This is a genomic window from Peribacillus sp. NPDC058002 (assembly GCF_042886655.1).
Taxonomy (GTDB): Bacteria; Bacillota; Bacilli; order Bacillales; family DSM-1321; genus Peribacillus; species Peribacillus aracenensis.
Genome location: NZ_JBHVQU010000015.1, coordinates 39,022 through 50,741 on the forward strand (window position 1 = coordinate 39,022; position 11,720 = coordinate 50,741).

At 43.3% G+C, this 11,720-nt stretch carries 11 protein-coding genes; 4 read left to right on the plus strand and 7 right to left on the minus strand.

The features are described from left to right. Positions 1–168: 168 nt before the first annotated feature. Complete coding sequence (locus tag ACFVSH_RS05325; RefSeq protein WP_387705182.1) at positions 169–1,560, plus strand: hypothetical protein; 1,392 nt, start codon at positions 169–171, stop codon at positions 1,558–1,560. A gap of 395 nt (positions 1,561–1,955) precedes the next feature. Here the strand turns inward: ACFVSH_RS05325 and ACFVSH_RS05330 are convergent, their stop codons facing one another. Together ACFVSH_RS05330 and ACFVSH_RS05335 are read right to left on the minus strand one after the other, a co-directional pair. Further along, positions 1,956–2,921, minus strand: a complete 966-nt coding sequence (locus tag ACFVSH_RS05330) for a quinone oxidoreductase family protein (protein ID WP_387603420.1) — start codon at positions 2,919–2,921, stop codon at positions 1,956–1,958. A 115-nt stretch (positions 2,922–3,036) separates the two neighbouring features. Further along, entirely contained in the window at positions 3,037–3,183 is a 147-nt protein-coding gene (locus ACFVSH_RS05335; RefSeq protein WP_141994063.1) for a hypothetical protein, read from the minus strand. 157 nt (positions 3,184–3,340) lie between these two features. On the opposite strand from ACFVSH_RS05335, the gene ACFVSH_RS05340 reads away from it, so the two are divergent. Beyond that, positions 3,341–3,865: a GNAT family N-acetyltransferase gene (locus tag ACFVSH_RS05340; protein WP_387603417.1), complete on the plus strand. Its 525-nt coding sequence runs from the start codon at positions 3,341–3,343 to the stop codon at positions 3,863–3,865. A 245-nt stretch (positions 3,866–4,110) separates the two neighbouring features. On the opposite strand, the gene ACFVSH_RS05345 is transcribed toward ACFVSH_RS05340, so the two are convergent. Next, entirely contained in the window at positions 4,111–4,938 is an 828-nt protein-coding gene (locus ACFVSH_RS05345; protein ID WP_387603414.1) for an STAS domain-containing protein, read from the minus strand. Positions 4,939–5,067: 129 nt separating this feature from the next. Next, complete coding sequence (locus ACFVSH_RS05350) at positions 5,068–5,499, minus strand: Lrp/AsnC family transcriptional regulator (protein WP_387603411.1); 432 nt, start codon at positions 5,497–5,499, stop codon at positions 5,068–5,070. 149 nt (positions 5,500–5,648) lie between these two features. On the opposite strand from ACFVSH_RS05350, the gene ACFVSH_RS05355 reads away from it, so the two are divergent. Continuing rightward, positions 5,649–6,233: a DJ-1/PfpI family protein gene (locus ACFVSH_RS05355; protein WP_387603408.1), complete on the plus strand. Its 585-nt coding sequence runs from the start codon at positions 5,649–5,651 to the stop codon at positions 6,231–6,233. Between the two features lie 110 nt (positions 6,234–6,343). Here the strand turns inward: ACFVSH_RS05355 and ACFVSH_RS05360 are convergent, their stop codons facing one another. The 3 genes from ACFVSH_RS05360 to ACFVSH_RS05370 form a co-directional block, all read right to left on the minus strand. Further along, positions 6,344–8,332 (minus strand): hydantoinase B/oxoprolinase family protein, encoded by a 1,989-nt coding sequence (locus ACFVSH_RS05360; RefSeq protein WP_387603735.1) that lies wholly within the window; start codon positions 8,330–8,332, stop codon positions 6,344–6,346. A gap of 10 nt (positions 8,333–8,342) precedes the next feature. Beyond that, complete coding sequence (locus tag ACFVSH_RS05365) at positions 8,343–10,382, minus strand: hydantoinase/oxoprolinase family protein (protein WP_387705184.1); 2,040 nt, start codon at positions 10,380–10,382, stop codon at positions 8,343–8,345. 470 nt (positions 10,383–10,852) lie between these two features. After that, complete coding sequence (locus ACFVSH_RS05370; protein WP_387603402.1) at positions 10,853–11,023, minus strand: hypothetical protein; 171 nt, start codon at positions 11,021–11,023, stop codon at positions 10,853–10,855. 318 nt (positions 11,024–11,341) lie between these two features. Here ACFVSH_RS05370 and ACFVSH_RS05375 point away from each other — a divergent pair. Beyond that, a partial coding sequence (locus ACFVSH_RS05375) for a helical membrane plugin domain-containing protein (RefSeq protein WP_387705186.1) occupies positions 11,342–11,720 on the plus strand: 379 nt, incomplete at its 3' end.

An 11,720-nucleotide genomic window follows, 5' to 3' on the forward strand; every position in this document is an offset into this window, starting at 1 on the left:
TCCATATACCCATTTTATCACTTTTGTACAACTATTTTACTATTTTTTAATATATCGAAATAACGTAAAAAAAACTACCAATATTATTTGCTCCACGATGCTACTTTTATCGATTTAATGTTTATATAGACTCTAGAATAGGATCGATGCCAAAGGGGGCGAAGCCTTATGATTTATGAAGAAACTTACCAATACCTATTAAGGAATGTATCTTCCACTGAATTCGATACGTGTTTGTACGCCTTGCTCCACAGTGATTGGGACGGGGTCATCCAGAGCCCGCTTCATATGATGGCCCGAGGAGTCGGAACGACAGAAAAGTACTTAAGGCAGATCATCACTAAATTCACCGCACCACAAGGATCACTAAAAAAAGTGTTTGTGCCTGTTCATCAAGGTGAAGATATTTTATATAAGTTTAACCTTGGTCCTGCAAGTAATCTTGGCTATAACAGGAAGACGGACCGTTATTGCAAGAAATACCGTTTCTTTTATTGCGATGCTTTCAAAACCTTAACGATTCATGGAAAACGGCTGCTGCTGATGGGCGCTTTCCGAATGTCCGTTTTGAAGTCTGAAGAAGTCCTATTCGATTATAATGAAATCGTTCCTGATTCCAATTCGCCATTCACGAGGAAGCGCTTGTTGGATGCAGTCGATGCCATCCATGAAGCTTTAGGCCATTTAGTGACGATTTCTTTTGCGAGCAGGGCTTTTTCAAAGAAAGAAGTTCTGGTATTCACCTTTACCGAAGGCGTGTTGGAGCAGTATAAGGAAAATAGGGCGGAAAGGACATGGTTGCGTAGAACGATTTTTGACTCTGGCTACCTTGGGCATATCAATGATTCTGTATGCAGGGAATTGGAACGGGTAGGCAAATATATTTTCCGTTCATTTCTGCAGGAAACGACAAACATCTCCAATGATATCCAAAAGGAACTGCAGAAGTTAGCCCGTTTCGTCTATTCTCATTCTCTTAAGAAATTTGGCCAGACGATTCCTGCCAATGAGCAGTTACTTCTTGCCCCAAAACAAGCCTCTGCTTATTTAAGCAAGATCATGTACAATGAAACATTGGAACAGATGGTCAAGTATGCCCACCAGGCGGAATCCATCAAAAGCCTGCTTGAACGCGATCATTTTCATAGAAACATCTCCGAGAAAGCTCTCTGCCGGGAAGTGAATGATTTGGAAATGGCTGAACATATCAAACCCATTCTCCAAAAGTACCAACAAGCAGACTTCATCCGCCATGTGCTGAACGACTGGTGCGAAACATGGCTCATTTCCCGTGTAAAGACAGTGACAGAAGAATTCCGGGCAGAAGGAAAAAGGAAAAGTACAGATGCTGATAAGCAGGACGCGTTCGAATATATGACGCGCATTAGGAACGATACATATGACCAGTTGGACAGGCTGTTGACCTTGCTTCTTAAGTTCGGCAATCATGCAGTGGCCCCGGCTGTCCGGAACTTCCCTCTCACTAAGAAAAAGGAAACCCTCCAATCCTATTTCGCGATCCAAAAGGAGCGTCTCGGCGTTCTCCCCTTTTCCTTTTAAAAAATCACCCGGTTTAAGCCTTTTAATAGGTCATTTGTTTTCCAAGAGAACGGATCCGTTCTCTTTTTTTTTGCTTGTAACGAAGGCCGACTGTTAATTGCAGAATGACGATTGTGGTTTGGTGATTGGCACATTGTGGATTTCTCCCCTGAATTCGTGTATTGCCTATGGACCTTGTGGATAAGGGAACTTGGGCAGCAGTTTTTTTTGAAGGCAGGACATGACCCCTGCATGGGCAAGGGCATTTATCCAGAGTTATTCTAAGGGTCTAAGAATGGGTCTATATAAAGGAACTGAAAAAGGTTTTGAACATCAGTATGAATAAGGTGTTGAATCTAGGAGGCCGCTATACGGGTAAAAGAGCCCCATTTAGAATGGAAGGCCCTTATGACTTGTTATGGCATTAATAATATTTTCCCCGAACTTTTCCGGCTTTCAAGAAGTCTATGTGCATCCGCCCCATTTTCCAAAGAGAAAAGAGTCGGTTCCTTGATGAGGATTTCCCCGGACAGAATCCATTGGAACAGCTCTGCTGTTCTTCTTGTCCGTTCTTCATGGGTAGTCAGGACGTTCCAAAGGTCTCCGCCTATTAATGCTTTCGATGTATCCATTAACATTCTTGGATCGATTTTCTCTGGATCACCGCCTGCCATTCCAAAAAATACAACCGTTCCTCCAGTCTTGGTCGCCTCGAAACTATCCATCAAGGTTTGGCCCACTGATTCATAAACGACATCAACGCCTTTCCCCCCTGTTACAGCCTTGATGGAATCCACCCAGTCCGAACCGTAAAGGAAAACATGAGCCGCCCCCATTTGTTTGGCAACCGCCGCTTTATCATTTGTTGAGGTCAAGCCAATGACCTGACCGCCCTTCATTTTGATCATCTGTGTCAGTAATTGACCGACTCCACCAGCAGCGGCATGGACCAGAATGGTTTCACCTGCTTTAACTTGATGACTGTCATGGGTTAAATATTGGGCAGTCAATCCTTGAAGTAAAACGGATGCGGCCGTTTCAAAGGAAATGTACTCAGGCAGAGGTAACAGTTTATCAGCTGGAACTGAAACCAGCTCCGCATTGGCATGGGGAACATCAGCGAACCCCACACGATCACCGGCTTTCAGATGATGGACATCTTCCCCGACATGTTCGATGACCCCTGCCCCCTCATACCCTAGAATGAATGGGGGATCACCCACCAAATGATAATTCCCTTTCCTTCTATATACATCGGCAAAATTCAATCCGATTGCTTTCATTCGTACGATCACGGCTGATCTTGAATGTTCAGGTTCTGCAATTTCCCTTACAGACAGAACTTCGGGCCCGCCGAAATCATCAAAGACAAGTGCTTTCATTATCCTGACTCCCTTCAATGTTTCTTCATTCTTTAAGATATAGGATGGATCCTTCGGTGGCAAGAAACACAAATAACCGCTCTCCCTTAAAGGCAAGAGCGGTCACTAAGTTTACTCAATCTGTATTGGAACCAGGGCCGTTCTTTCGTTTATTCGCAGAGTATTCTTTACCATGTGCTTCATGTTCTGCAATGATGTCCGCTTTCGGAATATGGTTATTTTTTTTCGGTGAACCAGTACGGTTACGATGTTTTTTTCCCATGATCTATCTCCCCTTCATTCAAAGCTATTTATGTTGAACTAATGTTAGCTTGTCCGATTACCACTGAAAATACCGGCAAAATAGGCGCTTCATAATAAAGGAAAAAACATCGCGGGAGCCGAATAGATGTAAAACGGATATATGAGGAGGGATAAACATGTTTCCTGAATTGAACACGGAAAGGTTACGCTTTCGGGAAATTCGTGAAAGTGATGCGGAAGCGGTTTTCCAATGCTTATCAAAAGATGAAGTCACCCGCTTTTATGGCCAGGATTCATTGGAAAATGTCGAACAGGCGAAGGATATCATAGCGTCTTTTGCAAAAAACTATCTTGAAAAAAGAGCTATCCGATGGGGAATTGAAAGAAAGGACACACAGGAATTGATTGGTACCATCGGTTTTCATGCCCACAGTCCCAAATACAGACGGGCGGAAATCGGTTATGAACTCCATCCAGCACATTGGCGGAAAGGATTTGCGTCAGAAGCACTTAAGGAAATTATCGCTTACGGTTTCAATGACCTTGATTTAACCCGCATCGGCGCGGTCGTTTTCCTGGAAAACCAGCCATCAAGTGAGCTCTTGCTTAAGCTGGGCTTCATCCAGGAAGGGATATTAAGGAGTTATATTTACCAAAACGGTATCCCTCATGATACATATGTGTATTCCTTGCTGAAGTGAAGAAATTTGTGGCACTCCTGCCGAATGACTGGTTAGCCAAGACCCGCTAGATGCTTGCTTTGATGAGGGCTTGGCAGTCAGTCGGCGTAAAGGGGGTGGCTTTCCGGAACCAAGTTTCAGTTCTGTTCGGAGCATCCTTTCCCCATTCCATTTACTCATATGAATAAGATAAAACCGAAAATAAATTTCCTTTATATTCCAAATTACCCGCAAAAGAAAGTCACCAAAACATGGCGGCTCCCACTTCACGTGACTACAAGATAGTCCTTCAAGGCCTGCTGCAGCGTCCCCTTTGTTTCAGCTCTATTCTCGATTTGGACCCCTGAACGGATCATTTTCGTTACCACTTCAGGGCGTAATCCAGTCACTACAGCTTTACACCCCATCATTGCCGTTCCATCGAGGATTTTCAATAAATCATTAATGATTTCAACTTCCATTTCGATGATACCGGATAAATCCAAAATCAAGGTCTGTATCCGCCGTTCACCTATCTCCTGCAATACTTTTTCCTCGATTATCTGTATACGTGTATTATCGATTGTCCCAATTAACGGAAGGACGCAGGTAGTGGGGGTGACTGGAATGATTGGGACGGATAGATTTTCCACCAAGTTTTGCTGAGCAAGAATTAATTTGTCTTTGTAATCGGAGTAGCTGACGAAAAAGGATTTAAGAAATACATCAACCTTTTCATTCACTTTTTTCTCTAATTCAAAAAAGGTTTTGGATTCACTGAAGACTACTTTTGCACTTTCGAATTTATAAAGAAATGTCCAAAGCGTTCTGCGGATGGCCTGAATCCATTCCAGCTTGAACGAAAGTGTCAAAGAGTGGGTTGCCCACGTAACTCCCTCTTGTTCGGCAAATGCAATCATATCCGTTTCATTCTGTTCCACTATATAACGGATGAGCTTATGGGCATTATTCAAAAGGTCGACATTTCCAATCAGCAGAATTTCTTCAATTTTATCCCTGACATTGACAGCTTCTGATAAAAGATATTCTTCAAATTCACTTTTATTCTGCAAAAGGAATTCCATTATCTTTTCTTCCTCATAAACAAAACTCACTCTTCCCCACTCCCTTTTTGAACTCCAACTGTGATTTTTGTTACTATTTACTTTCTAGATGGGTGGAGTTTTTTCCTGCTAATTGCTCCTATATTAAAAAAATATGGTTAGTACATTGCTTAAAACCGATTATACCTCATCTCCGGAAAAAATATTTTTCGATGCGGAAGAAAATATTAAATGGGTGGACGACTTCCCGTATTTAATGGCTTCATCGACGAAGTCTTCCAGCGTTTCCATCGAAAATGTACTTATTTTAATCAAATAACTGTATTGACCGGCTAACCGGTGGCATTCCAGCACTTCCGGATGGTTCAAGCTAAATTGATAAAAGTCTTTGCATCTATCCGTTTCGAATAATATGAATGCCGTTATGCGCCTATCAAGTTTTTCAAGTGATATTTCCGTTTTATATCCTTTTATCACTCCGCTTTCCTCTAATTTATTCACCCGTTCCTTCGTTGCTGGAGCCGTTAAAGAAACTTCATGTGCCAGTTCTTTCATGGACATGCGCCCATTATTCTCCAGCAAGGAAAGTATCTTTTTATCCGTTCGATCCAATTCAATCACACCCACTTTTTATTGTTAATAGAATTTACCTAAATACATTATAAAATAAACAGAAATGAAATGATTACATAATTTATCGTATGTATTAGGGAATTCGCTTTTTATATAATAAACACAAATATAAATAAGGGGGATTCACGATGAAAAAAGTATTGATGCTGCTATCCAATGGATTCGAAGCGGTAGAAGCAAGTGTGTTTACAGATGTATTGGGCTGGAATAAATTAGAGGGTGACGGTACGACTGACCTGGTAACGGTGGGACTTCATGAACAATTGAAATGCACATGGAATTTCATTGTGCAGCCCGAATTGACCCTCGATCAAGTGAACCTTGATGACTACGATGCTTTGGCCATTCCAGGAGGATTTGAAGAAGCCGGTTTCTATGAGGATGCCTATGATCAAAGGTTTCTTGATGTGATCAAGTATTTTCATGATAAGAACAAAATCATAGCAACCATTTGTGTAGGTTCTCTCCCACTAGGAAAAAGCGGGATATTGAATGGAAGAAAAGCCACTACATACAACCATCCAACCAGTATGAGACAAGGGCAGCTAAAAGATTTTGGGGCGATTGTCGTTAATGAACCGATTGTCGTCACGGACAATATCATTACATCCTACAATCCTTCCACTGCATTCGATGTTGCCTTTACGCTCTTGGAAATGCTCACTTCCAAAGATAATTGTAAACATGTGAAGGAATTGATGGGCTTCCATTAAGGTTTTCTTCCGCTTCAGGCACTCGCTTTCCGCGGGCGGCCGGGGAGCCTCCTCGGCTGGGCTCCATCTATAATCAAGGGTCCCGAATGAATTCGGAACCCTTTTTCACGTTACTTCCAATAAGTCAATGAACGGGTTTTCATGGATTCACGGAACTGTTTTGTTGATTCTGGCAGGACTTTATTCGTTGCGTAATCGATGATGACACCATACTGGCGAATGACATCCAGACTATCCAGCTCGCCATTGGCGAATTTGTCTTCGACTCTTTGTACGCTTTCCTCAAGCCATTGTTTACGGTTGTTCCTGATATACGACCTAGCTTGTTCCGTTGCTTCAACATCTATTTCGAATAAATCGAGATCTTTATCGATTTCTTTGATCACGACTCCATAATCTTTTTTGGCTCGCTCAATTGAAACATATTCATCGATCACATCTTCCAAGACATCTTCGGGATTTCTTTCAAGCGGATCTCCCAGTCCCCCGCCCCCAGCGGATGGGCGTACAAAGGAATCTCCTTGCTGCACCTTCACATTTGAAAAAATCGCACCTAAATAACGTTCGTCCTCTTTGCCCGGATTCAGCCATGCTCCATGCGGGGAAGAAGGAAGCCCTCCAAAAATCCCCCATGTTATTGAACGGGAACGGTCACAGCAATAGGACATGACGGTGTTTTTGACATTCGTGAGTGTACCGCCCTTTTCTACACCGCACCCGCCGCGGTATTTCCCCGGCCCGGCAGAGTCGGTGATGATTTCATGCTTCATCGTCACGACGGGTGACAATCTTTCTTGCCCTTCGCAAGGCTGCACACTTAGGCCCAAACCGAATGTCGGCGAAGTGGCGTTCACACCGTCCCGGTCATAGCGTCCTCCATGACCGCCGGCCATCCAGTCATACCACATGAAGTATTTATCTTGCTCCTGGCGTTGATCCCAACCGCCGATAAGTAAATACTCCAGGTTAAATGAGCATGCAATCGCTCTTTCCGGCATGATATTGGACCAGAGTTCGAAGCAAGCACTCATGATTTTTTCATAGGCCCCTGAACAAAAACCGGTTACGGCAATCGGTGCCGGGGCATTGACGACGGAATTTTCCGGAAGTTCAATCTTCACCACTCTGTAAAAGCCGGAGTTCAAAGGGATTTCAGGAAAAAATGTCTTGGTTCCCGAGTATGCTGCTGATAAAGATGCCCCGAAACCGGCATTCAAAAAGCAGCCGATATAAGAATGTGAACCAGAAAGATCATAATGGATCTCGTCATCCGTGATAGTCATCTTAACCCTGATCGGAATCAGGCCGTCTCCGGCTTCCGGGTCCATATCAATATAATCAACAGTCTCCCAGGTTCCATTCGGTAAAGCCGCAACCTTGGCCCTCGCCAAGCGCTCCACATAATTCTGCACTTCCGCAAAGGCAGACAAAGTCGTATCGATTCCATACTTCTCGATGATGGCAAACAACTGGCGCTCGCCTACCTTGGCCGCTTCCACTTGAGCACGAAGATCGCCGACACGTTCCTCAGGGACGCGCATGTTCGAAACGAGCACATTGACCACATCTTTTAAAAATGTTCCTTTACTATATATCCTTAGCGGCGGAATCCTTACTCCCTCGCCAAAATGTTCCTTGGCATTGATATCGAAGGAGCCAGGTGTCGAGCCGCCCATGTCGGCCCAATGGCCATTCGTCTGCATGAACGCAATGAGCTTGTCCTCATGAAAGACTGGCAAGAGAACCCGTGTATCATTGAAATGAGTACCGCCCCGATACGGGTCATTGACCAAGAATACGTCCCCGGGATGGATATCACCCCCGAAGTCCTCGAGCACCGCCTTTGCCGTTAGATGCAGTGTTCCTACGTGGACCGATATATCCTGCGTCCCTTGCATGACTGTATTTCCTTCTGCATCACAAAGCGCACAACTGAAATCCCGATTATAAATGACGAAGGAATAGCATGTCCGAAGGATTTGTTCAGCCATCTGATCTACAAGGTTAACGAAGCCATTTTTAATCACTTCAAATGTCACCGGATCTAAACCTGTTCCAACTCCAGATTGGTCAATTAACTGTTTATTCGACAATGAAATCCACCTCTTTTTATTTATTTTGGGAAAGAATCAAGTTTCTGTATTTATCAACTTTTGCCGTGAAATTTGGCGGAATGACAGTCGTTGTATCAAGCTGATCCACGATGGCAGGCCCCGGGATTTCAGAAAAGGCCGGAATGAGTTCCCGGTTATACACGTTCGTATTCACATACCCTTCCTCTTCGAAATAGACATCACGAGTTTCCTTCAAGGCATCAGCAAGTGTGCCCCCTGGTTCATAAGTCGGGAATTCAGGTTTTGGCACAGTTCCGATAGCCGTAACGAGCAGCCCGTAGATTTCCACGGTCTGTTCTTTATCGGAAAAAGAAAATTCCCGTTCATGCTCTTGATGGAAACGGTCAAGGGTCTCTTCCAATGAAGAAATCGGGCAATCGACTTCTATCGCCAATGAACGCCACTGTCCCATATACCTCATGTCAATATAGCGCACCAATGTGGAAGCTTCCTTAGCGACCCCTTCTTCTTGCAATAACTCCGCGGCCTCTTTTTCCATTCCGATGAATTCCCTCTCTAAATCCATTAACGATACATCTTTAACATTCTTGACATAGGTTTTGGATATATCATGACGAACATCGACCAACAGGCATCCCATTGCAGCGGCAACACCCGGATGCGGCGGGATGATGACAGTCGGGATTTCCATTTCCTTGGCGAGGTACGCTCCATGTAAGGGTCCAGCGCCTCCGAAAGCCACAAGTGCAAAGTCGCGGGGATCGTATCCCCTTCTGACTGAAATCAGCCTTAGCGCATCACACATATTGGCATTGGCCACCCGTGTGATGGCATTCGCCGCTTCTTCAATCGTATAATCGAATTTCTTGGCGATCTTATCCACGACTTCAATCGCTTTTTGTTTATCAAGTTCCATTTGCCCATCCAATAGTTTTGTGCCAAGTCGTCCCAATACAATATTGGCATCGGAATTGGTCGGTTCCACGCCACCCCTGCTATAGCAAGCAGGTCCGGGTACCGCGCCTGCACTTTGAGGGCCATTGCGTAAAGAACCGCCTTCATCCACCCAAGCCAAGCTTCCTCCTCCTGCTCCTATCGTCAGGATTTCGATACTTGGGAAACCGATCGGATATCCATACTCGATATACCAATCTTTAGTAATCCGCAAATCACCTTCATGCATCAAGGAAATATCGGTGCTCGTTCCTCCCATATCCAGCCCAATGGCATTATTGAACCCGCAAAGCTGGGCGATATGTTTACTGGCAATCGCACCTGCAGCGATTCCGGAACTTGCGAGCCTTGCCGCATAACGGGGTACGGTTTGGGATGTCATTACCCCTCCGCCGGAGTGAAGCACTAATATATCATCTTCATACCCCCGTTTATTCATTTCACCTTCAAGGGTTTTAATATACTTGCTGACAGTCGGTCCTAAAACCGCATTGACGATCGTCGTACTCATGCGCTCATGCTCAAAAATCTCAGGAAGGACTTCACTTGAAATGCATATATAGACGTCCGGGAGTTCCTCCTGGATGATTCGTTTCACTTTCGCCTCATTGCTTCCATTTACATACGAGTTCATGAAGCAAACCGCAATGGATTCCGTACCGCGTCTTTTTAATTTCCTTGCCAGTGACCGTACTTCCTCTTCATTGATTTCCGTCAAGACATTCCCTGCAAAATCGATGCGCTCTTCCACTTCAAAACGGTCTCTTCTTTGTATATACGGTTTGGCTACATCATCATATGTATCCCATAACTCAAGCTTGGTTCCTCGGCGGATTTCCGATACATCCCGGAATCCAGCGGATGTAATCAATGCTGTTTTTGGCAATTTCCTTTCAATCAAGGCATTGGTGCCCACTGTTGTACCATGGGAAAACATTTTAATATTTTCACAATCTATTTCCGCCTTTGCAATTCCATCCAAAATGCCGATTTCCGGATTCTGAGGAGTCGACGACGTTTTCGTGATGGAAATTTCCTTCGTGCTTTCATCAAAAACGAACACATCCGTAAATGTTCCGCCTACATCAATTGCGAGCCTAGTTTGCTTCGTACCTATCATTTCATTCCCACCCCTGCTACAAGATTTTAAAAAAATCATACCTTTTGACATTGCTTCGTACCCATTTCACCACTTAATGGAACTGTGTGAAAGAGTGTCAGCCAGCCGCTGGATTTTCTTAGCCAAAAAAGGAACATGATGAAATAAAAAAAACCAGTCATATCAATAAGAAATCATTGATATAACTGGTTTTTGATCTAGGTTTAGCTTCGCTGGGCGGCGAAGTCTATTAGATTCGACAGTTATTTATAGAATTCATCTTTAAATCACCAGTCCCCTTAAGGCGATGGCAGAGTAGTATTTGCTAGATAAACTACCTTTTCACTATGGCTATATACTTTATCTTACGTCAATCCACCATAAAGTCAAGGGTATTTTTTAGAATACTCAAACAATTTATAAGGCTAAGAAGTTTACAAATAAGTGAAATTAAGGAACCATAACTGTTCCCCTATGCTTACGCAACAAGGTTATTTATCAGGTGCTTCCGATGTGCCTTCCTCACTGTTTTTGAGGTAAACTTCAGAAATTCCATTCATGCCTTCCGATAGTTGTGCTTTAGTATATTCCATACTGCCAACCAGTTTATGAAGCTTCTTATCATCATTCACTTCTGTAAGTTTAGATTCTGAATCCGTCACATTATTTCACCTCCATCATTTAGGATGGCAAATCAAGATGGAAATATGTATGACCGGCGATAATGATAGACACTCTTGAAGTTCATTTTAGGTAAAGAATGGAATATTCCAGCAGAATCTGTACTTAAATAAGCTAGAAAAGTTTATTTTATGAATCTTTTTTTAAAAATCAGCTGTTTTCATGGAACTAAAGGGATATACTATAGTTTAGCTTTTATTACATTTTTGTTAGTATTTTTACTTGCCACACATTGTGTAATATTTTACAAGTTTTTCTATTTACATCAACAAAATGCTTATTGCAAAGGAGAATTGGATATGTCAGAAACGATTACCCAATCACAAACTGAACAACTTAATGCCAGCCAAAAACAATTAGATGTACTGGACCAATTATTAAACCCTGAGGTTCAGGAATCATTGAACACTTTAGTTGAGCAGTTACCAAAACTAACTGAGTTAGTGAATATTTTAACAAAGTCTTATGATTTCGCTCAATCGGTTGCGACTGATGATGTTTTGAAAAACGATACGGTCAGCGCCATTTCGGAGATCGCGACACCTGTAGTCGATTCAGTGAAAGGGCTTGCGGTTACTGCCATCGAAGCTAAGGATCGTGCTGAAGTGAATCATGACGTGATCGGTCTTTTTGGTCTGTTAAGAATGATGAAAGACCCACAAGCACAAAAACTTTTCC